Here is a 21207-nt window from a genome sequence, read left to right as displayed (position 1 = left end):
CGAGGGTGAGGCCCGCGAGGTGAGACCGAGGGTGAGGCCCGCGAGGTGAGACCGAGGGTGAGGCCCGCGAGGTGAGACCGAGGGGCTCTGGCCGGAGCGTGAGGCCGGGGGCTGAAGGCGGGGGCTGAGGGAGGGGGCCTCGGTCTCACGCCGCGGGTCTCGTGTCCCGGTCTCGGTGTCTGGCCTTACGTTTTGGGGTCAGGTTGGGCAGGCTTCGGTGAGGGCGGCGAGGAGGGCTTCTGTGGCGGGTGGGTATGGGGGGTCGCCGTAGGTGGCGGCGAAGACGTGCCGGGTCGAGCCGGGTATCTCGGCCACCTCCACCGCCGCGCTCCGGTGGGCGCTCAGCGCCAGGCCGGGCAGCACCGTCAGCCCCATCCCGGCCGCCACCAGCGCCTGGACGGCCACGATGTCGTCGCTGGTGAAGGAGATGCGCGGCTCGAAGCCCGCCTTGGCGCAGATGTCGAGCAGGTGGCTGCGGCAGCGGTCGCAGCCCGCGATCCACATGGAGTCGGCGTGGGTGGCCAGCGGGCCGGGGGGTTCGGGGGAGACCAGGTAGCTCGGGTCGTCCAGCAGGTGGAGCATCCGGACGCCGGTGTCCTCGGGGGCGGTGTCGTCGTAGCGGAACATGACCGCCACGTCCACCCGTCCGGCGCGCAGCAGCCGCAGGGCCTCGGGTGGTTCGGTCTCGATCAGGCTCAGTTGCAGGCCGGGGTATTCGGCTGACAGGCGGCGTACCGCTCGGGGCACGAAGGTGCCGAGGGCGGAGGGGAAGGCGGCCAGCCGTACGCGGCCGGAGCGAAGGCCCACGTGGGCGGCGAGCTCCTCCGCGGTGGCGTCCAGGCGGGTGATGATCTCCGCGGCGCGTTCGGCGAGCAGGTGCCCGGCCTCGGTGAGGCGGATGCCGCGCCCGACGCGCTGGATGAGCTGGGCGCCGGTCTCGGCTTCCAGGCGGGCCAGGTGGTGGCTGACCGAGGGCTGCGAGTAGTGCAGCTCCTTGGCGGCGGCGGTGACGGAGCCCTTGCGGGCCACGGCGACCAGGACGCGTAGCCGCGTGACATCAAGCATGTCTATGAATATCCCCAAATACTTCTGTTGGACCTATGAATCTCATTAGAGCACTGTAGAAGGGGAAGGCGGAATACCACCATTCCCTAGGGGGAAACCATGGAAATCATGCTGGCCAGGCCCGGACTCGACCAGCTCGTGTCCGGAATCAGGGACATCGTGGCCAAGGACCTTTCGCCGAGAGACACCGCCTTCGCCGTAGCGGACTTCCTGCGGCTGAACCTTCCCGGCCTTGACGTGCTCACCGACGAGGAGCGCGCGGGGGACCCGGAGACCTACCGCTCCTTCCCGTTGCACACGCAGGAGGAGTTCTCCGTCGTGGCCGTCGTGTGGCGGCCCGGCCAGCAGACGCGCATCCATGACCATGTGTCCTGGTGCACGTTCGGCATCCTGAGTGGCGTGGAGTACGAGACGCTTTATCGGGACATGGGCGACCACCTGGTGGAGATCGGCCGCGCCGCCAACCAGCCGGGCGAGGTCAGCGGCTTCGCGCCGCCCGGCGACATCCACAAGGTCGAGAACACCAGCGACGAGATCGGCGTCTCCCTCCACGTCTACGGGGCCGACGTGGGCAGGCTCGGCTCCAGCGTCCGCCGCTACTACGACCTGCCGATCCGCTAGCCGATAAGACCCGAAGGGCCGCCCAGCACACCCGGGCGGCCCTTCGCCGTTTCAGTAAGCGGCTATTGACATCCTCCGACGTGTGGCACTACTAAATGCATTTAGTTCCTTACGTCCAACCCAGGGGTGCCATGGCCAGCGAGACACCTCCGACGATTGCCGACGTTGCGCGCCTGGCAGGCGTGTCGAAGGGCGCCGTTTCCCTGGCGCTCAACGACAAGCCGGGCGTCAGCGACGAGACCCGCCGCCGCATCAAGCAGGCCGCCCAGGACCTCAACTGGCGTCCCAGCATCCACGCGCGGGCGATGCTGAGCTCGCGGGCGTTCGCGGTCGGGCTCGTGCTCGCCCGCGACACCCGCCACCTGGCCGTCGATCCGTTCTTCGCCGGCTTCCTCGGCGGGGTCGAGACCGTGCTGCAGGGCAGCGGTTCGGTGCTGGTGCTGCAGGTCGTGGGCGAGGACGAGGAGGTCGAGGCCGCCGCGTACCGGCGGCTGGTCACCGAGCGGCGCATCGACGGCGCGTTCCTGCTCGACATCCGCGACGGCGACCAGCGCCCCGCGCTCCTCGGCGAGCTCGGGCTGCCCACCGTCGCGGTCGGTCCCGCGGGCGCGGACTACGGGGACATGGCCGCCGTGGGCGTGCGCGACGGCGACGGCATCGCCGCCGCGGTCGACCATCTGGTACGGCTCGGCCACCGCGACATCGCCTTCGTCGAGGGCGCGCCCGCCTACCGGCACTCCACCTCCCGCCTTCAAGCCTGGAGCCGGGCCATGGAGGGTCACGGGCTGCCCGCCGTACTGCGAGATGCCGGGCATTTCACCGGCGACGGCGGCGCGGCCGCGACCAGGCGGCTGCTCGAACACGGACCCACCGCGATCGTCTACGCCAGCGACCTGATGGCCATCGCCGGCATGTCCGTGGTCAGGGAGAAGGGCCTGGACGTGCCCGGCGACATCTCCATCACCGGCTTCGACGACAACCCCGAGGCGGCGCACCTGCATCCGCCGCTGACCACCGTCCGCCAGGACCCGATCGGCATCGGCGCGATCGCCGCCGAACTGCTCCTGGCCAGGATCGACGGCCGCCCGGCCGATCCCGACCCCCCTTCGCCCGAGCTGATCGTGCGGGCCTCCACCGCGCCACCGCGGGTCACCCCCTAACACCGAAGGAACCCCCATGCCAGAATCCCGTCACCTGTCCCGGCGCGGCTTTCTCGCCGGCGCCCTCGCCACCTCGGCCCTGGCCGCCTGCGGGACCTCCAAGAAGAGCACCTCGCCCGGCAAAGGCGCCGAGCTGACCCACTGGGACCAGATGGTCAGCCAGGAGCCCTGGATCAAGAAGGAGATCGAGCTCTTCCAGGCCGCCCGTCCGGACATCGTGGTCAAGCGCACCCAGCAGGCCAGCGGCGACCTGGAGAAGCTGCTCGACCTGGCCTGGCGCGGCGGCAACGCGCCGGACGTCTTCAAGGTGCCCAGCGACAAGCTCGACGACTACGTGGAGGAGGGCCGCGTGCTGGCCCTCGACAAGTACGCGACGCTGGAGTGGCAGAAGACCTTCCCCGCCTACTCGTTCGTGGAGGGCGTCAACGCCATCAACGGCAAGGTGTACGGCGCGCCGTTCGACGGCGAGGCCCCCTGGGTGCAGCTCTACGTGAACAACAAGGTGTTCAAGGACGCCGGCCTCGTCGAGGCGGACGGCACCGTCAAGATCCCGAAGACGTGGGACGAGGTGACGCTGTTCGCCGAGCAGATCGTGAGGAAGGGCAACGGGAGCGTCCACGGGATCGGGTTCGGCAACAGCGCGTTCGCGATGATCCCGTGGTGGATGGAGCTGTTCACGGCGGGGGCCGGGTATCCGGGTTCGGTGCCGCCCGGCTTCCCCGGCGGGCTCGACCCGCGTACCGGGAAGTTCACCCGGAGCACCGACCGGGTGGTCAGCGACTTCCTCACGCTGTTCCTGGAGTGGAAGACCAAGGGCTTCATCGTGCCGAACGCGCTCAGCGTGGACGACGAGATCTCCCGCCAGCACTTCGCCCGCGGCAAGTTCGGCATGATCGTCGGCGGCGTCTGGAACCAGCCCGGCTGGACGGAGCTCGGCTTCACCGACTACTCGGTGACCACGCTGATCACGCCGGAGGCGCAGCAGAAGAGCTTCTTCTACCACGGGCCCGGCAAGTACAGCCTGGCCATTTCCGCCTCCACCAAGAGCCCGGACCAGGCGTGGGAGTGGTTCAAGTGGTACCACGGCCTCGACGCCGGCAGCAGGTGGGTGCAGGAGCTGAAGGGCGGCCTGTCCTCGCACCCCGAGGCCAACGACCCCAGCAAGATCGACTTCGCGCCCTTCGCCGCCTATGTCGGCATGGCCAAGCTCATCCTGCCCGGCCCCAGCCCGGCCCTGCGCAACCCGGCCACCGCCAACGTCGTGCCCAAGAAGATCACCCCGGACTTCGACGCCATCACCACCGGCCTCTACACCGGGCAGATCAAGGACCTGTCCGGAGCGCTCGCCAAGCTCGCCGAAGAGCAGGAGCGCGTCTTCACCGAGGCGCTGGACAAGGCCAAGAAGAAGGGCCACAAGGTGAGCCTGGACGACTACGTGTTCGCCGACTGGGATCTCACCAAGCCCTACAAGTGGGACATCCCCGAGTACATCGGCGCCAAGTAGGGATGGCGACGGCACAGCTCACCCGGGTGAGCGCCCCCACCCCCGCCACCCAGCGCCCCGGCCCCATCCGCCGCCACGGCTGGACCTACGTCTACCTCGCCCCGTTCGCGATCCTGACCTCGGTCTTCGTGATCTACCCGATCTTCGCCTCGCTCGGCTACACCTTGTACGAGTGGGACGGGCTCGGCGAGCCCACCGACTTCATCGGGCTGCGGAACTTCGCCGACGTGGCGGCCGACGAGTTCTTCTGGAGCTCCTTCCGGCACGCCGCCATGTACACGCTGGTGCTCGTGCCGGTGCAACTCGTGCTCGCGCTGGCGCTGGCCCTCGTGCTCAACAACCCCAAGCTGCGCGGCTCCACCTTCTACCGGGCGATCTACTTCCTGCCCGCGGTCACCTCGGTGGCCATCGTCGGCATCGTGCTCAAGCTCATGCTGTCGAACTTCAGCGACGTGCTCAGCCGGCCGCTGATGGCGGTGGGCCTGACCGACCAGCCGCTCGACTTCCTCGGCAACCCCGACACCGCGCTCTGGGCGGTGATCGTCATCGGCATCTGGAACACGCTCGGCTACAACATGGTCTACTTCCTGGCCGGGCTCCAGACCATCCCCAAGGAGCAGTACGAGGCGGCGCAGATCGACGGGGCCGGGAAGATCGCCCGGTTCGTCCACGTCACCGTGCCCGGACTGCGCGGCGTCGGGGTGGTCATCGTCTTCCTCGCCATCATCGGCAGCCTCCAGGTGTTCGACCTGGTGATGGTGCTGACCGGCGGCGGGCCGTACTTCGCGACCGAGGTCGTGAACACCTACATCTACCACCAGGCCTTCGGCGGCAGCATCGGCAGCGGCGGCTCGGCCGAACCCAACGTCGGCTACGCCTCGGCGGCCTCGTTCTTCTTCGGGATCATCCTGCTCGTGCTCACGCTGGGGCAGATGTGGGCCATCAAGGTCATGCGAGCACGGAAGGCGGCGCGCGCATGAAGGTGACACGGCACATCCTGCTGCTGGGCTTCGGGCTCGCCTACGTCTATCCGTTCCTGTGGGCGCTCGGCAGCTCGCTGAAGACGCCCATGGACTTCCTCGACTCCGGCCTCAGCCTGATCCCGGCGGAGATGCGGTGGGAGAACTACGCCAAGGCCTGGGACCAGGCCAGCTTCGGCACGTACTTCGTCAACACGCTCGTGATCTCGCTCGTCACGGTGGTCTTCACGCTGCTGCTGACCGCGATGGCCGGGTACGCGCTGGCCAGGCACACCTTCCCGGGCCGCAAGACCCTGCTCTTCGTCATCGGCGCGACGTTCCTGCTGCCGCACGGCTACACGATCATCCCGGTCTTCGACATCGTGAAGGCCCTGGGGCTGCTGGACACCATCTGGTCGGTGATCCTCGTGCAGGTCGGCGGCGGGCTGGTGTTCGGCACGTTCATGTTCATGGCGTACTTCCAGGCGATGCCCAAGGAGCTTGAGGAGGCGGCCAGGGTGGACGGCGCGGGCTACAACACGCTGTTCTTCCGGGTGATCCTGCCGCTGTCGCGGCCGATGGCGGCGACGCTGGGGTTGTTCACGTTCATCGGCTCGTGGAACAACTTCTTCCTGCCGCTGGTGTTCACCCTGGGCAAGCCGGAGCTCCGCACGCTGGGAGTGGGCCTTTATGCCTTCACCAGCCAGACCTCCACCAACTGGACGCTGCTGTGCGCGGCCGCCATCATCTCCCTCGCGCCCATCGTCGTGGTGTTCGTCGTCGCCCAGCGCTACGTGGTCGACGCCATCGCGGGTGCCGTGAAGGCGTGAGCGGCGTCAGAAGTTGCTCACGACCGCGGTGAACACCTGGTCGATGCTGCCCGGTTTGCGGGAGTCGTAGGCGGCCGCGTTCGTGGCCTCGGAGATCTTCTTGAGCACCCCGAGGTCGGCGTCCTTGCCGTAGGCGATGGTGAACAGGCGGACCGTCTCCGCGCCCTGCTCCGTCCTCAGCTGGGACAGCAGGTTCTTCAGGGAGATGCTCCTCTTGTCCTCGTTCTGGCCGTCGGTGAGGAAGACCACGGCGTTGATCGCGTCCTGGCTCTGGGTGTCTGACACCCGGCGGTGGGCGGCGAGCGCGGTGTCGTACAGGCCGGTGCCGCCCTCGGGGGTCAGGCCCTCGATGCGCCGTCTGATCTCGTCGCGGTGCCCGGGGGTCATCGGGGCGATCTCGGCCAGGCGCAGATGGTCCTTGTCGCCGTCGCGTCTGAGGGAGAACATCCAGAGCCCCACCCGGTCGGCGGGGCCGAACTGGGGAAGCGTCTTCACGGCCGCCTGCCGGGCCAGTTCGAGCTTGCTCTTGCCGGTCTTGGGCGCCGGCGCGCCCATCGAGCCGGAGGTGTCGATCACGAGCAGCACGTTGGCGGGCTTGCGGAGCTCGGTCCAGCTCTGGAGCACCTTGTCGAGCACGTCCGGCGCGGGCGGCTTGAGCTCCTTGGCCGGCTGGCCGGGCAGCAGGCCGTTGGCCTCGGTGATCAGCTTGCCCGGGGTGCCGTCGTGGCGGCGGAAGGCGTACTCGGCGAACCGGGCCTGCTGTTCGGGCGCCTGCAGATATTTCACGAAGTCGGCGGCGGCCTGTGCTTTCGCCGGGTTGAGCAGGGCGAAGGGGTTGTCGGAGTAGAGCGTGCCCTCCTTCGGGTAGATGGCCACCAGCGGGACCTTGGGCTTGGCGTGCTTGCCCAGCGTCTTCGGGTCGCCGGTCGGGTTGCCCTGGTTGTAGTCCCATACGGACTTCTCCTCGACGGTCACCGCCGAGATGTAGGTCAGGCCGGCGCCGGCGTCGTCGGCGCGGCGCAGGTTCGACAGGAACGTGAGCGTCGTGTCGCCGTAGTGCACGATCGAACGTTCCGTCGCCTGGACGAACCTGCGTGTCGCGGCGTCGGCCACGTTCTTCCCGGTGAGGTCGCCGGACAGGCCGGTGGCGGCGAAGTAGGCGCCGACGGTCGCGTTGAGGCCGGAGGTGGAGAAGTTCGGGTTGGTCTTGCCGAGGCGGAAGCTGCCCCACTCCGGATGGCCGTACTTGGCCCAGCCCTGCCCGGACAGTTCGAGGACGTCGGACCAGCCGAGCGCCTTGGCCGGCCAGCCCAGCGCCTCCGCCATGGGCCGCGGCATCGCGATGACCAGCGGTGTCCTGGCGATCGACGGGTTGTCTTCGGCGACCGGGGAGGGCTTGCCCGCGGCGGCCGCGCGCTGGCGCAGCAGCGTCAGCCAGCTGCTGCCGGCCGGTGACCAGACGTCGGGGCGGGGGCCGTCGAGGCGTTTGTCCCAGGTGGTGGCCAGCGCGGTGAGCGCGGCGCCGCTGGCCTTGGTGACGACGATCACGTCGGCGCACGGGGCGCCGCTTGTCTTGCGGCCGTTGTAGGCGGCGGCCATCTTCCTGAGCAGCTCGGACTTCTCCGGCGATGCGAGGACCCTGAGCTTGGCGCCGCCGTCCTCGCAGGAGTATTGCCGGGCCGGTCGCGGGGCGGCGTCCGTCCCGGCCCCGACGAAGATCACCCGCAGTGCCACGACGAGCCCGCCCGCCAGGATGGTCACGACGATGAAGGGCGCTAACCGGCGCCTCCGCCGCTGAGTCGGTGCGTACACCCCAGCCTCCCCGTGTCGCTACCTGTCCGACGAACGAGAACCCCGCGGAGTTGCAGCGCGCATTCGTGGGTGTACGCTGAAATTTGTACTGACTGGTCAGTTCAAGAGGTGAGTGTCGTGATTGTCGCCAAGGGGTTGGCGGTGGACGGGGTGTTTCCCGAGGTCACGTTCGAGTCCGGGAAAGGGACTCTGACGGTGGTCGCGGGTCCGGCGGGCAGCGGGCGGACGAGCCTGCTGCTCACGCTGGCCGGCCGGATGAAGCCGACGGGAGGCACGCTCAGCGTCGCCGGGCACACCCGGCCGCGCGCCATCCGCAAGGCCGCCGCACTGGCGCTGGTCGACGGGGTGACCGACCTCGACCGCTCGCTCACCGTGCGCGAGCATCTGCGGGAGCGGCGGCGGAAGCCGTACACCCAAGCTTTGAAGAGGGCGGGCGTGGTCGCGGACGAGCGCGCGCTCACCCGCGAGCTCGACCGCGAGCAGCGTGTACGGCTCGGCCTCGCCCTTGCCCTGCTCGACGAGCCCCAGGTGATCGTCGCCGACAACGTGGACCTCGGGCTGCCCGACGACCGGCGGCTCGCGGTCTGGCAGGCCCTGCGGGACCTGGCCGCGGCCGGGCACACCGTGGTGGCCTCGGCCGTCGAGGCCCCCGCCCGCGTCGACACCCTGGTGGAGCTGTCATGAAGGCGATGTTGCGCTCCCGGCTGACCAGGGCGGCGCTGGCCGCCGTGGTGGTGCTGCCACTGCTCTACGCGGGCCTGTACCTGTGGTCGTTCTGGGACCCGCAGGGCAACCTCGACCGGGTGCCGGTGGCGCTGGTCATGGAGGACCGGCCGGCCACCGTGGACGGCAAGACCGTCGACGCCGGCAAGGAACTGGCCGACGAACTGGCCGATCGCGAGGTCTTCGACTGGCGCCGCACGACCGCTCAGGAGGCGGCCGACGGCGTCAACGACGGCAGCTTCTACCTGTCGCTGACGATCCCGCGCGACTTCAGCGCCAACCTCTCCTCGCCGTCCGACGACAAGAGCACGCCGTCTCCCGCCCAGCTCGGGCTGCGGGTGGACACCGGGCGCAGCTACATCGTCGGCACCATCTCCGACGCGGTCTTCAACGAGGTGCGCTCGGCCGCCGCGCGCACCGCCGTACGCGACTACTTCGACAAGGTCTTCGTCTCCATCGGCGACATCCACGACAAGACCACCGAGGCCGCCGACGGCGCGGGCGAGCTGCGCGACGGCACGGTCAAGGCCGGTGACGGCGTCTCCCAGCTCAACACCGGGCTCGGCAGCGCCGAGGACGGCGCCGAGCAGCTCTCGGTGGGCCTCAACAGCGCCAACACCGCCACCGGCAAGCTCCAGAACGGCTCCGCCAAGGTCACCCAGGGCATCGGCAAGGCCACGGACGCGATGGGCAAGCTCAAGAAGGGCCTGGACGAGCTGGGCGACGGCGCGGGGAAGCTGGCCGACGGCAACCGGCAGGCGTACGAGCAGGTGCACGCGCAGCGCGGCACGGTCAACCAGCTCGCCGACAAGTACGTGCCGGTGCTCAACGAGTACGGGCCCAGGGTGGCCGAGTCGGCCAACGCGGTCGCCGACGCTGCCGACCAGCTCGCCGACGGCCTGGAAGGGCTGGCCGCGCGCACCGGCGGCAACGCCCAGGAGGCCGCGTCCCAGGCGCGGGCCGCCCTCGACCTGCTGGACGGCGAGTCCGACCCGCAGCTGCGCGACCTGCTCAGGAGCACGGCGAACGCGGCCGAGCGCGCCGCCGAGCAGGCGGGCCAGCTCCAGGAACGCCTCGGCGGCACCTCGACGCTGCCCGAGCGCGCCCGCGAGCTGGCCGCGAACGCGCGCAAGGTCGCCGCCCTGGCGCCCGAACTCGGCCCCAAGCTCGACCAGGTCAGGGAGCAGGTCAACGCGCTCGACGCGGGCCTGGCCAAGCTGGCCGACGGCGCGGCGAAGCTGGACACGGGCGCCACCAAGGCCGGGCAGGGCGTCACCAAGCTGCACGCCGCCGCCACGAAGCTCCAGGACGGATCCCAGCAGGTCACCGACGGGATCGGCAAGCTCGGCGGCGGACTGGTCAAGCTCGGCGACGGCGCCACCCAGCTCCACTCGGGCGTCGGCAAGCTGCACGACGGCGCGGGCAAGGTCGACGACGGCATGAACAAGCTGACCAAGGGCTCGCAGGACCTCGCCGACGGCCTCGGCGACGGCGCCGAGAAGATCCCCGACTATTCCCAGCAGCAGCGCGAGTCCCGCACCGACGTCATGAGCGATCCGGTACGGCTGGCCAAGACGGTCGACAACGAGGTGCCGAACTACGGCACCGGATTCGCCCCGTTCTTCCTGCCGCTGGCGCTGTGGGTGGGCGCGATGATCGCGTTCATGGTGCTGAAGCCGCTCAACCAGAGGCTGCTGGCCGGCGCCTCCGGCCCGCTGCGGATCGTCATGGCTGGCTGGCTGCCCGCCCTCGCGCTGGGTGTGGCCCAGGTGGGTGTGCTGCTGGCCGTGCTGAGGTTCGCCCTCGGGCTGGAGGCGGCGCACTGGGCGGGGGTGGCCGGGCTGCTGCTGCTGACCGCGGCGGCGTTCATGGCGATCGTCCAGGCGGTCAACGCGCTGCTCGGCGCGCCCGGCCGGGTGGCGGCGCTGGCGCTGCTCATGCTGCAGCTGACCTCGGCTGCGGGCACGTACCCGATCGAGACCTCGCCCGGGTTCTTCCAGACGATCTCGCCGTGGCTGCCGATGAGCTGGGTGGTCTCGGCACTGCGCCGGCTCATCAGCGGCGGTGATCTGACCGTGGTGTGGCAGGCTTGCGGGGTGTTGTCAGCCTTCCTCCTGCTCGCGCTCGCGCTGACCGCGCTGGCCGTGGAGCGCAGCCGCGTCTGGTCCGTGAAGCGCCTGCACCCGGAGCTGTCGCTGTGAGTCGCGCCGACACCCGCATGAAGGTGTTCGGCGCGGCCGTCGCGCTGATCGCCGAGCAGGGCTACTCGGCCACGACGGTCGACGCGATCGCCGAGCGGGCCGGGGTGGCCAAGGGCACCGTGTTCTACAACTTCGGCAGCAAGGAAGGGCTGTTCGGCGCTCTGCTGGAGCACTCGATCGGCAAGCTGGCCGAGGCGCTGTCGGAGGCGGCGGTGGGCTCGACCGCGCTGGAGCGCCTGGACGCCGTGGTGCTCGGGCAACTGCGCTTCTTCGAGCAGTACGGCCCGTTCGCCCGGGTCCTGCTGGCCGAGATGTGGCGCACGGCCTGGCAGGAGGCCGTGGCCCAGCTCCGCGCGCGGGCCCTCGGCGTCTACGCCGAGGTGCTGCGCCAGGCGGCCGACAGCGGCGAGGTCCGTGCCGACCTCGACGTGGAGACGGCGGCCACGGCCATCTTCGGCATGGTGCTGACGGTCTCGATCGAACGCCGGGTCATGCACCCGGAGCGTCTGCTGGAGGAGACGCACGCGACGCTGGTCGAGCTGCTGCACGGCAGGGTTCGCTAACCGGGACCTGTAATATCCCGGTTATGCGGATCGGTGAAGGGGTGGAGTGGGGGCTGCACTGCTGCCTCACGCTCGCGTGGCTCGGTGAGCGGCCGGTGTCGACGGCCAAGTTCGCGACGTTGTTCGAGCTGCCTCCCGCGTACCTGAAGAAGAGGTTGCAGGCGCTGGTCAGGGCAGGTGTGCTCACCTCCGCGCCGGGGGCCAAGGGCGGTTTCCTGCTGGCCAGGGCGCCCGAGCGGATCACGCTGATGGACGTGGTGACCGCGCTGGAAGGGCCGGACGAGGCGTTCCGCTGCACCGAGATCCGGCAGCGCGGGGTGGAGCCGTCGCCGGAGTTCGCCCGGCCGTGCGGGGTGGCCACCGCCATGCGCAGGGCGGAGCTGGCCTGGAGGCGGGAGCTGGCCGGGCAGACCGTGGCCGACCTCGTGGCCACCGCGCCGCCGGGCGCGGCGGCCCGGATGCGTCAGCGGTTCGACCGGCTGTAGTTTTTCGTGAGGAGAATAGGGATGTCTACTATCCCGGTTAGAAGCTGGGTGCTGGCGCTCGGCACGTTCGCGGTCGGGACCGACGCCTTCGTGGTGGCCGGGTTCCTGCCGGAGATGGCCGCCGATCTCCGGGTGTCCGAGGCGGCGGCGGGGCAGTCGGTGACGGTGTTCGCGTTCGCCTACGCGCTGGGCTCGCCGGTGCTGGCCACGCTGACGGCCCGGGTGCCGCGGCGCGGGCTTGTGCTGACGGCGCTGGTCGTGCTCGGGCTGGCGAACCTGGGGTCGGCGCTGGCGTGCGATCTGGGTGTGCTGATGGTGACGCGGGTGGTCGCCGCTCTGGGCGCGGCCGCGTATACGCCGAACGCGGGCGCGGCGGCGGCCGCCCTGTCCGCGCCTCGGCACCGGGCGCGGGCGTTGAGCGTCGTCGTGGGCGGGCTGACGATCGCCACCGCGCTCGGCGTGCCGCTGGGCAGCCTGGCCGCGCAGCAGCTCGGCTGGCGGGGCGCGCTCGCGCTGGTGGCCGTGCTCGCGCTGGCCGCCGCGCCCGCCGCCCGCGCCGTGCTGCCCGAACTGCCCGGCAACCCGCGCGTGCCGTTGCGCGAACGGCTGGCGGTGCTGCGCCATCCCTCCGTCGTGCGTGTGCTGCCGCTGACCGTGATGGGGATGGGCGCGGCGTACACGGCCTACGCCTACAGCGTCCCGGCGCTGGCGGGCGTCGGAGTGGGGGCGATCGGGCCGATGCTCTTCCTGTACGGCGCCGGCGCCGTGGCGGGCAACCTGCTGTCCGGCCACGCCACCGACCGGTGGGGCGCCCGACCTGTCCTGGCCGCGGGATACACGGTCATGGCGCTCACCATGGCCGCCCTGGCCTGTCTGGCCTGGCTGGCCGCCTCGGGCGTGCGGCTGCCGGTGCTGGTGGGCGTCCTGATGGCGGCGTGGGGCGCGAGCAGCTGGTGCCAGACCCCGCCGCAGCAGCACCGCCTCATCACCGCCGCCCCGGCGGAGGCCGCGCTCCTGGTCTCCCTGAACTCCTCGGCGATCTACTCCGGCATCGGGCTGGGCACCGTACTCGGCGGCCTGGCCCTCACCGCCGGAACCACCTGGCTGTACGGCGCCGCCGCCCTGCTCGCCACCCTCTCCCTGGCCTACACGGCGCGGCAGGCCGATACCGAGATGTCGTCTTGACGACGGCGGACCCGCGGGAGAAGTGTGGAATGCCGCGGATCGAGGAGATGGGCATGTCCAGGAGCTGGTTCATCGTGCCGGCCGCGCGGCAGGTGCCGAAGGCCGTGGCGCACGAGCAGACCGTGACACCTGAGCAGGCCCTGCGGGGCCGGAGCAGTGAGATCCCCCGCCTCAAGCCCGTCGAGAGCGCCCACCCCGTCGAGAGCACGCGCCCCGTCGAGAGCGCCCACCCTCTTGTGCCGTCGCCGCCCGAACCGCTGGCCGCGCGGATCGAGCGGCTGACGGCGGCCGTGGAAGAAGTGGAGCGCCGGCCGCCGGCGACGCACCGGACCGCCCGGGCGCAGCGCCTTCTGGCCGAGGTGGAAAGCCTGGTTGAGGAGGTCCGGCCGAAGCGGCAGTGGAGGGCGTTCGAGCCGGTGGCCAAGCCTCCGGCCGAACTGGCGGACCTGAGGCAGCGGCTGGAGGCGGTCATCGCCCCGCCGGCCCCCGAGGCGAAGCTGACCGCGGGACGGCAGGACGCGGACGGCGTCACCGTCGAGGAGACCGTGCTGGACGGACGGACCCGCAAGGTGGAGATCGACGGGTCCTTCGGCGTGGTGGTCGGTGACGACAACCGGCAGAACAACCACTTCCACTACGAGGTGGCCGACCGCCCGGTCTCGCTGCCGGAGGTGCTCACCGCGACGCCCGCCCTCGAACGCGCACTGGCCAACCTCATCGAAGATCCAGGGAACGCCCGTGCAGCGCGCACCATGAAAACCCTCCTGGAACAGCAGGCCGACACGCTCCTGTCCGGCAAGAGCGCCATCACCACCACGTCGGAGCCCAAGCGCGCCCGGCTGACCGGCGTGCTCGGTCCCGGCGGCGAGATCGTGCTGACCCGGCCGCAGGGTCTCGTCGTCGGCAGGGGCAACGTGCAGAACAACCACTTCCACTTCCGGGTGGAAGAGCCGAAGGCGCTCCTGGCCAGGGCCCTGGCCCAGAACGCGGGCGCGCTGAAGCGCATCGCCGAGACCTACGGCAAGCCCGGCACCCGGGGCGCCGACCGGGATCTGGGCGCCATGCTGGCCACGCTCATCACCGCGAAGCCGCAGGTGAAGCAGGTCATCGGCAGCGCACCGGCCAGGCGGGTGCGCAACGCGACAGGCGTCACGCTCGGCGCGCGCAACATCCGCACCGACACGATCCACCCCCGGCTCCGCTACACGCGGAGGGTGGCCGTCCGGGACTAGCGCGCGCCGAACGTCGCCAGCAGGGGAGACACCAGGTCGACGGCAGGGCTGATGTCGGAGCGCCACGCGTCGGTGTCGCGCAGCCTGAGCAGGGACAGGTGGGAGCCGTCGCGCAGCACGCCGACGGCCAGGTGACCGGGCCGCCACCGGACGCTCATGCCGCAGTGCCACCTGACCAGGCCGGTCCGCACGGTCATCTCGGTGACCAGCACACAACCGTGCACGTCATCGGGCCAGGTCACCTTGGCCAGTTCCGTGGGGAGGTCGCCGCAGCCGAGAGGGGTGAGCGGCACCGCCAGGAGGGCGTCCGGCGGCAGGTCCGTCAGCGCGTCCAGCGGGTAGGCGGTGTCGAGGTAGGTGTCGCGGTCGGTCAGCGCGTAGAGGCGGTGGAGGCCGTCCCACCCCTCGGCATCGGCGTCGCGCTCGGCGGCGATCACCGCGGCCGCCAGCGCATCGTGACCTGCCATGCCGGGATCATCCCGCCGGACGGCCGCGAGGGATAGCCCCTCGCCGGTCAGAGGTAGGACTCCAGGCGGTCGGCCAGGTCCTTGGGACGCGACAGCATGGGGGAATGGCCGCCGTCCATCTCGTCGGGAACGACGCCCAGCCGTTCGCGCACCATCCGGCGCATGAACGCGGCCTCGAACCACCGGTCCTCCCGGCACAGCAGGAACCGGGTCGGCACGTCCGGCCAGGCGGCCAGCGGCCACGGCTCCAGCAGCGCCTTCTCCTTGTGCTCGCGCCCGGTCGAGACCACCTCGGCGGCCAGGCCGGGGGGCACGTCCTGAAGGAACAGCGCGATCTCGTCGTCGATGTCCTTCATGCCGAAGCCGGTGTTGGCCCACCAGTCGGCCGGCGGCTCGCCCGGGACCGGGACCATCGCCGCGACCAGCACCAGCAGCTTCGCGGCCGGCAGCCGGTCGCAGACCAGCGGGCCGATGACGCCGCCCCACGAGTGGGCCACGACCACGACGTCGTCACGCGACCCGAGCGCCCGCACGACCGTGTCGGCGTAGTCGAGCAGCCCGGCGTCCGGGTCCTCAAGCGGCAGGTCGACGGCGACCGTCTCGTGCCCGCGCGAACGGAGCTGGGCCTCCAGGAGCCGCCAGTGCCAGCCGTTCCCGCCGCCGCCGTGGATCAGTGCGAATGTGGCCATGTGCCCCATCCTGACAGCCGGTCACAGCGCGTCCAGCACCATCTGTACGAAGACCAGGTTCGTCACCACGTGGACGAACACCGGCACCCACAGGTTGCGGTAGCGCGACCACAGGTAACCGGTCAGCAGCCCGAACACCCCCTGGAAGGCGATGATCGTGGCGATGCCGAGCAGCGGGTTCCCGGGGTCGATCCGGCTGGTGTGCATGAACGCGAACAACAACGAGGAGGCCATGATCGCCGGCCACCTGCCGAACAAAACCTCCAGGCGGGTCTGCAGCCACGCCCGGTAGAAGAACTCCTCCAGCACGCTCGCGGTCAGCAGCGTGAGCAGGGAGAGCACCACGAGCGTGACCATGTCCGGCAGCTCACCGGGCGGCGGCGGCGACAGCGGCCCGATCTGTGACAGCACGAACCAGGCCACCACGGCGGGCAGCGGCGCCAGCCACGTCACCGGCTTCGGGATCGCCCTGGCCTTCGGCTGTCCTCCGCGGATCAGCCGGAAGGCCACCAGCGGGACGACCAGCAGGCAGACGACCTTCGCGCCGTGGTAGAGAAGGCCCTGGGCGAACGGCGCGGCGATCGCCATGAGCACGGCGGCGCCCACCAGAACCTGCGTCTCCCTGACCAGCCGCGCGCGGGGCAGCTCCTGGAGCGGCAGCGGCGGCTCGGTCTTCGGCGGCACCAGCATCGCCAGCACGATCGCGGCCAGCGCGGGCACGAAGGCGGACCACAGGGAGATGCTCGGCGCGCCGGAGCCGGACGCCGGAACGATCTCGGTGTGGCCGGTCAGCACCAGCCAGCCGTACGCCAGGACGAACAGCGCGCCGCCCGCCACCGCGAAGGTGAGGCGCGGACGGGACGTCTGGGACACAGTGGAGCGCATGAGGACCATCATCTCGGGGTCCGGTTCACCTGACAGTCCCCCAAAAGCAGGATGCCCTGGCCTGCTGGTGATGATCTCCCACTGAAAGGTGTCACGTGAAGAAGGCCCTGGTCACCGGTTCCAGGTACGCCTTCTACTCCTTCGTCGGCCTCAAGCCCGACGGCAACAGCAAGCTCCACATCACCTCGACCCGCTTCGACGAGCCCCGGGCGCTGAAGCTGGTCGGCGCGGTCGGCACCACCGTCTCCTGGCACGCCGCCGCGGGCGACAAGGTCACCACGTACGTGGGCGGCCGGGACAAGGCGCTGATCAAGAAGGTGAGCCGCGCGTTGCGGGCGGCCGGGTTCAGCGTCGCGGCCGAGGTGCCCCAGGAGATCGGCGGCGACGGCCCCCGCGACATCGCCAACCGCAACCGCCGCGGGATGGGCGTGCAACTGGAGATCAGCAGAGGACAACGGGAGCGGTTCTTCGAGGACGGCAAGCTGGCCAGGGCCTGGGTCGAGGACCCCGCGCACCGGACCAAGGACTTCCACTCCTACGTCGCGGCCGTCAACCGCGCGCTGCGATGAAGCTGCGACAAAGCCGAAGGGCCCGCCCCCCCGGCGGGGGAGCGGGCCCTTGACGACGCTAGACGCCGAGAGCGGAGGGCAGGCTCAGCTCGTGGAGGAACAGGGCCTCCGTGGTGGCGATGCGGCGCAGCTCCTCCAGGTCCACCCGCTCGTTCGGGGCGTGGATGGCCGCGTCCTCGTCCTCCGCGCCGAACAGCAGGATCTCCGCCGCGGGATATTGCTTGAGCAGCGTGTTCACCAGCGGGATCGAGCCACCGGCGCCCACGTCGCGGGGCGGGCGGCCGAAGGCGCGGTCCATGGCCCGGTTGAGCGCCGAGCGGGCCTTGCCGCCCGAGTCGGCCTGGAAGCCGGAGCCCACCGTGAAGTCGGTGAAGCCGACCTGCGCGCCCCACGGGGTCGCCTGGCGCAGGAAGTCGACGACCGCGTCCACGGTCGTCTTGGGGTCGGCGGCCGGCGGGATCCGGACCGTGACGCGCGCCCTGGCCGTCGGCTGGACGGCGTTGACCGCGCCCGACACCGACGGGACGTCCAGGCCGGTGACGGTGATCGCGTACGACGACCAGAGGCGGTCGGCCAGGCTGCCGGAACCGACCAGGCTCACGTGGTCCAGCACACCGGCGGTCTGGCGGAACTCGTCCTCCGACGGGCCCTGGCCGAGGAACGTGCCACGCGGCAGGCCGGGGACGCGGATGTCGCCGTTGTCGTCGTGCAGGGTGGTCAGCATGCGCATCAGCGCCGCCAGCGCGTCGGGCGCCGCGCCGCCGAACGAGCCGCTGTGGACGGCCTCCTTCAGCGTGCGCACCTCGATGGTGAAGGCCGCCATGCCGCGCAGCGACGTGGTCACCGACGGGTCGCCGATCTTCGGGTTGCCGGTGTCGGCCACCACGATGGCGTCGGCGCGCAGCAGGTCGGGGTTGCGCTCGACGAAGGCCTCCAGGCGCTCGCCGGCATATTCCTCCTGGCCCTCGATGATGACCTTGATGCCCACAGGGAACTGGCCCTGGAAGGCACGCAGTGCGAGGACATGGCTGATGATGCCGGACTTGTCGTCGGCGGTGCCCCGGCCGAAGAGCTGGCCGTTGATGAGCGTCGGCTCGAACGGCGGGGTGCGCCACGCGGCCGGGTCGCCTGCCGGCTGCACGTCGTAGTGCGCGTACAACAGGACGGTGGGGGCGCCGGGAGGCGCGGGGGCCTCGCCGTACACCGCGGGAAAGCTTCCCTCGACCGCGATCTGCTGGACGCGCGGCAGGCCGGCGGAGCGTAGCAGTTCCTCGGTCGCGGCAGCCGCGGCGTGAACCGGCTCTGCGGGGTGCCCGGGAAAGGCCACGGAGGGGATGGCGGCGAGGCGCTTGAGTTCCTCGACGGCCTGCGGCATCGCGGCGGCGACGGCGCTCTCGATCTGGTCAGGAGTCACGGGACGGTCCCCCGGGTCGGTCTAACAGTACAACTCATTGGATCACAGAAGGTTCCACAGGGTGGAAACCGACCAAGCTAATCTACCTGCGGATTTCGTTGCCGTTACATATAGGTTCTACGGATCTCGGTTTTCTTGCATATTGGTGCGACGCTTTCACTTGGCAATACCCCAGGTGAAAGGGCAGACTGTTGGGAGCTCAGACACGAGGGAAGATAACCATGACGCAGCCGGAATCCGACATCCTCAGGGCCGCGCAAGACAACCTGTGGCTGCACTTCACCAGGCACAGCGCCTACCAGCAGAACGAGATTCCCACCATCGTGCGTGGTGAGGGCTCCTACATCTACGACATCCACGGCAAGCGCTACCTCGACGGTCTCGCGGGGCTCTTCGTCGTCCAGGCCGGGCACGGGCGCAGCGAGCTCGCGGAGGCCGCCGCCAAGCAGGCCCAGGAGCTGGCCTTCTTCCCGCTGTGGTCCTACGCGCACCCCAAGGCGATCGAGCTGGCCGCGCGCCTGGCCGAGCACGCGCCGGGCGAGCTCAACCGCGTCTTCTTCACCACCGGCGGCGGCGAGGCGGTCGAGACCGCGTGGAAGCTGGCCAAGCAGTACTACAAGCTGGTCGGCAAGCCGCTCAAGCACAAGGTCATCAGCCGCCAGATCGCCTACCACGGCACCCCGCAGGGCGCCCTGTCGATCACCGGCATCCCCGCGTTCAAGCAGATGTTCGAGCCGCTGGTACCGGGCTCGATCCGGGTGCCCAACACGAACTATTACCGCGCCGAGGAGATCTCCGGCGTCGCCGGGATGACGGCGGAGGAGTACGGCCGCTGGGCCGCCGACCGCGTCGCCCAGGCCATCGAGATGGAGGGCCCGGACACCGTCGCCGCCGTCTTCGCCGAGCCGGTGCAGAACGCGGGCGGCTGTTTCCCGCCCCCGCCCGGCTACTTCCAGCGCCTGCGCGAGATCTGCGACGAGTACGACGTGCTGCTCGTCTCCGACGAGGTCATCTGCGCCTTCGGCCGACTCGGCACCATGTTCGGCGGCCAGAAGTTCGACTACGTGCCCGACATCATCACCTGCGCCAAGGGCATGACCAGCGGCTACTCGCCGATCGGCGCGATGATCGCGCACGAGCGGCTGTTCGAGCCGTTCAAGAGCGGCGACACGATGTTCGCCCACGGCTACACCTTCGGCGGCCACCCGGTCAGCGCCGCCGTGGCCCTCGCCAACCTCGACATCTTCGAGCGCGAGGACCTGCTCGGCCACGTGACCCGCAACGAGCCCGTCTTCCGCGGCAGGCTCGAAAGCCTGAAGGACCTGCCGATCGTCGGCGACGTGCGCGGCGCCGGGTACTTCTGGGGCATCGAGCTGGTCAAGGACAAGGACACCAAGGAGACCTTCGACGCGGCCGAGTCCGAGCGGCTGATCCGCGGCTACCTGTCGCACGCCCTCTACGACGCCGGCCTCTACTGCCGCGCCGACGACCGCGGCGACCCCGTGATCCAGCTCGCGCCGCCGCTGATCGCGGGTGAGAAGGAGTTCGACGAGATCGAGTCGATCCTGCGCTCCGTCCTCACCGAGGCGTGGAAACGCCTCTGACACCCTCCGTCCGGCACAGCGTGGTGCCGGAGAACGAAAGGAACGACCCATGAAGATCGGCGTGCCTGCCGAGGTCAAGAACCACGAGTATCGCGTCGCCGCCACCCCCGCGGGAGTCCACGAACTGACCCGCGGTGGCCACGAGGTTTTCGTCCAGCGTGGTGCCGGACTCGGCTCGTCCATCACCGACGAGGAGTTCCTCGGCGCGGGCGCGAAGATCCTCGACACGGCCGACGCCGTGTGGGGCGAGGCGGACATGGTGCTCAAGGTCAAGGAGCCCATCGCCCAGGAGTACCACCGCATGCGCGAGGGCCAGGTGCTGTTCACCTACCTCCACCTCGCCGCGGGCAAGGAGTGCGCCCAGGCCCTCCTGGACAACAAGGTCACCGGCATCGCGTACGAGACCGTCCAGGTGGGCAACGCCCTTCCGCTGCTCGCCCCGATGTCGGAGGTGGCCGGTCGGCTGGCTCCGCAGGTCGGCGCGTACAACCTGATGCGGTTCAACGGCGGGCGCGGCGTGCTGCCGGGCGGCGTGCCCGGCGTCTCGCCCGCCAAGATCGTCGTCATCGGCGGCGGCGTGTCCGGCCTCAACGCGGCGCAGATCGCCGTCGGCATGGGCGCCGACGTCACCGTCCTCGACACCAACGTGGACCGCCTGCGCTTCATCGACGCCATCTACCAGGGCCGCCTCAAGACCCTGGTCTCCACCTCCTACGCCATCGAGCGCGAGGTCCTGCAGGCCGACCTGGTGATCGGCGCGGTCCTCATCCCCGGCGCCAAGGCCCCGACGCTCGTCTCCAACGAACTGGTGTCGCGCATGAAGCCGGGCTCCGTGCTCGTCGACATCGCCATCGACCAGGGCGGCTGCTTCGAGGACTCCCGCCCGACCACGCACGCCGAGCCGACGTACATGGTGCACAACTCGGTGTTCTACTGCGTGGCGAACATGCCGGGCTCGGTGGCCAACACCTCCACCTACGCGCTGACCAACGCGACCCTGCCGTATGCGGTCAAGCTGGCCAACCAGGGGTGGAAGGCGGCCCTCAAGAGCGACCCCGCTCTCGCCCTCGGCCTCAACACGCACCACGGCGCCCTCACCAACGCTCCGGTCGCCGTCGCGCTGGGTCTTCCGTCCGTTTCCGTCGCAGAGGTCCTTGTGTAGTTCTTTCCGTTACGGCCAGCCCGGTTGCCCCCACCCCCGCACGGGGCTGGGGGCATTCCAGGGGAACGGCAGGCAGG

At 70.4% G+C, this 21207-nt stretch carries 20 protein-coding genes; 14 read left to right on the top strand and 6 right to left on the bottom strand.

What is annotated here, in order from left to right; translation table 11 throughout:
* Positions 1–198: 198 nt before the first annotated feature.
* Positions 199–1065 (bottom strand): LysR family transcriptional regulator, encoded by an 867-nt coding sequence (locus tag HNR40_RS00355; protein ID WP_184957639.1) that lies wholly within the window; start codon positions 1063–1065, stop codon positions 199–201.
* A gap of 99 nt (positions 1066–1164) precedes the next feature.
* On the opposite strand from HNR40_RS00355, the gene HNR40_RS00350 reads away from it, so the two are divergent.
* From HNR40_RS00350 to HNR40_RS00330, 5 genes are all read left to right on the top strand, one after another.
* Positions 1165–1686, top strand: a complete 522-nt coding sequence (locus HNR40_RS00350) for a cysteine dioxygenase family protein (protein ID WP_184957638.1) — start codon at positions 1165–1167, stop codon at positions 1684–1686.
* Positions 1687–1781: 95 nt separating this feature from the next.
* Positions 1782–2846 carry a LacI family DNA-binding transcriptional regulator gene (locus HNR40_RS00345; RefSeq protein WP_312896131.1) on the top strand — a complete coding sequence of 355 codons (1065 nt, stop codon included), beginning with the start codon at positions 1782–1784 and terminating at the stop codon, positions 2844–2846.
* Between the two features lie 16 nt (positions 2847–2862).
* Positions 2863–4350: an ABC transporter substrate-binding protein gene (locus HNR40_RS00340; protein ID WP_184957636.1), complete on the top strand. Its 1488-nt coding sequence runs from the start codon at positions 2863–2865 to the stop codon at positions 4348–4350.
* Positions 4351–4352: 2 nt separating this feature from the next.
* Positions 4353–5330: a carbohydrate ABC transporter permease gene (locus HNR40_RS00335; protein WP_184957635.1), complete on the top strand. Its 978-nt coding sequence runs from the start codon at positions 4353–4355 to the stop codon at positions 5328–5330.
* Positions 5327–6139, top strand: a complete 813-nt coding sequence (locus HNR40_RS00330) for a carbohydrate ABC transporter permease (RefSeq protein ID WP_184957634.1) — start codon at positions 5327–5329, stop codon at positions 6137–6139. The genes HNR40_RS00335 and HNR40_RS00330 overlap by 4 nt, the downstream gene beginning before the upstream one ends.
* Before the next feature lie 6 nt (positions 6140–6145).
* Here HNR40_RS00330 and HNR40_RS00325 read toward each other — a convergent pair whose 3' ends face one another.
* A complete protein-coding gene (locus HNR40_RS00325) occupies positions 6146–7900 on the bottom strand; it encodes a substrate-binding domain-containing protein (RefSeq protein ID WP_312896130.1) in 1755 nt (584 codons plus the stop codon).
* A gap of 168 nt (positions 7901–8068) precedes the next feature.
* On the opposite strand from HNR40_RS00325, the gene HNR40_RS00320 reads away from it, so the two are divergent.
* From HNR40_RS00320 to HNR40_RS00295, 6 genes are read left to right on the top strand one after another with little or no spacing between them, the layout of a single operon-like run.
* Positions 8069–8635, top strand: a complete 567-nt coding sequence (locus HNR40_RS00320) for an ABC transporter ATP-binding protein (protein ID WP_184957632.1) — start codon at positions 8069–8071, stop codon at positions 8633–8635.
* Positions 8632–10875 carry a YhgE/Pip domain-containing protein gene (locus tag HNR40_RS00315; RefSeq protein WP_184957631.1) on the top strand — a complete coding sequence of 748 codons (2244 nt, stop codon included), beginning with the start codon at positions 8632–8634 and terminating at the stop codon, positions 10873–10875. The genes HNR40_RS00320 and HNR40_RS00315 overlap by 4 nt, the downstream gene beginning before the upstream one ends.
* The gene (locus tag HNR40_RS00310) at positions 10872–11438 is read left to right on the top strand and encodes a TetR/AcrR family transcriptional regulator (protein WP_312896129.1); all 567 of its coding nucleotides are present in this window, start codon (positions 10872–10874) and stop codon (positions 11436–11438) included. The genes HNR40_RS00315 and HNR40_RS00310 overlap by 4 nt, the downstream gene beginning before the upstream one ends.
* A 23-nt stretch (positions 11439–11461) precedes the next feature.
* Positions 11462–11923, top strand: coding sequence for an RrF2 family transcriptional regulator (locus HNR40_RS00305; RefSeq protein ID WP_184957630.1), 462 nt, complete (start codon positions 11462–11464; stop codon positions 11921–11923).
* Between the two features lie 21 nt (positions 11924–11944).
* Positions 11945–13108: an MFS transporter gene (locus HNR40_RS00300; protein ID WP_184957629.1), complete on the top strand. Its 1164-nt coding sequence runs from the start codon at positions 11945–11947 to the stop codon at positions 13106–13108.
* 29 nt (positions 13109–13137) lie between these two features.
* Entirely contained in the window at positions 13138–14340 is a 1203-nt protein-coding gene (locus HNR40_RS00295) for a hypothetical protein (RefSeq protein ID WP_184957628.1), read from the top strand.
* Here the strand turns inward: HNR40_RS00295 and HNR40_RS00290 are convergent.
* Genes HNR40_RS00290 through HNR40_RS00280 form a run of 3 tightly spaced genes read right to left on the bottom strand, consistent with a single transcriptional unit; the run spans position 14337 to position 16381 of the window.
* Positions 14337–14807 carry a hypothetical protein gene (locus HNR40_RS00290; protein ID WP_184957627.1) on the bottom strand — a complete coding sequence of 157 codons (471 nt, stop codon included), beginning with the start codon at positions 14805–14807 and terminating at the stop codon, positions 14337–14339. The two genes, HNR40_RS00295 and HNR40_RS00290, sit on opposite strands and share 4 nt — an antisense overlap.
* Before the next feature lie 47 nt (positions 14808–14854).
* On the bottom strand, positions 14855–15496 hold the full coding sequence (locus HNR40_RS00285; RefSeq protein ID WP_184957626.1) for an alpha/beta hydrolase: 642 nt from the start codon (positions 15494–15496) through the stop codon (positions 14855–14857).
* A gap of 21 nt (positions 15497–15517) precedes the next feature.
* Positions 15518–16381: a CPBP family intramembrane glutamic endopeptidase gene (locus tag HNR40_RS00280; RefSeq protein WP_184957625.1), complete on the bottom strand. Its 864-nt coding sequence runs from the start codon at positions 16379–16381 to the stop codon at positions 15518–15520.
* A gap of 95 nt (positions 16382–16476) precedes the next feature.
* Here HNR40_RS00280 and HNR40_RS00275 point away from each other — a divergent pair, with 95 nt between their 5' ends.
* On the top strand, positions 16477–16950 hold the full coding sequence (locus tag HNR40_RS00275) for a poly-gamma-glutamate hydrolase family protein (protein ID WP_184957624.1): 474 nt from the start codon (positions 16477–16479) through the stop codon (positions 16948–16950).
* 58 nt (positions 16951–17008) lie between these two features.
* Here the strand turns inward: HNR40_RS00275 and HNR40_RS00270 are convergent, their stop codons facing one another.
* Complete coding sequence (locus HNR40_RS00270; RefSeq protein WP_184957623.1) at positions 17009–18364, bottom strand: dipeptidase; 1356 nt, start codon at positions 18362–18364, stop codon at positions 17009–17011.
* Positions 18365–18585: 221 nt separating this feature from the next.
* On the opposite strand from HNR40_RS00270, the gene HNR40_RS00265 reads away from it, so the two are divergent.
* Together HNR40_RS00265 and ald are read left to right on the top strand one after the other, a co-directional pair.
* Positions 18586–19968 (top strand): aspartate aminotransferase family protein, encoded by a 1383-nt coding sequence (locus HNR40_RS00265; RefSeq protein ID WP_184957622.1) that lies wholly within the window; start codon positions 18586–18588, stop codon positions 19966–19968.
* 49 nt (positions 19969–20017) lie between these two features.
* Complete coding sequence (gene ald / locus HNR40_RS00260; protein WP_184957621.1) at positions 20018–21130, top strand: alanine dehydrogenase; 1113 nt, start codon at positions 20018–20020, stop codon at positions 21128–21130.
* Positions 21131–21207: the final 77 nt, after the last annotated feature.

The sequence above is a fragment of the Nonomuraea endophytica genome, assembly GCF_014203235.1.
GTDB classification, from domain to species: domain Bacteria; phylum Actinomycetota; class Actinomycetes; order Streptosporangiales; family Streptosporangiaceae; genus Nonomuraea; species Nonomuraea endophytica.
This window is presented reverse-complemented; position numbering and strand designations above follow the sequence as displayed.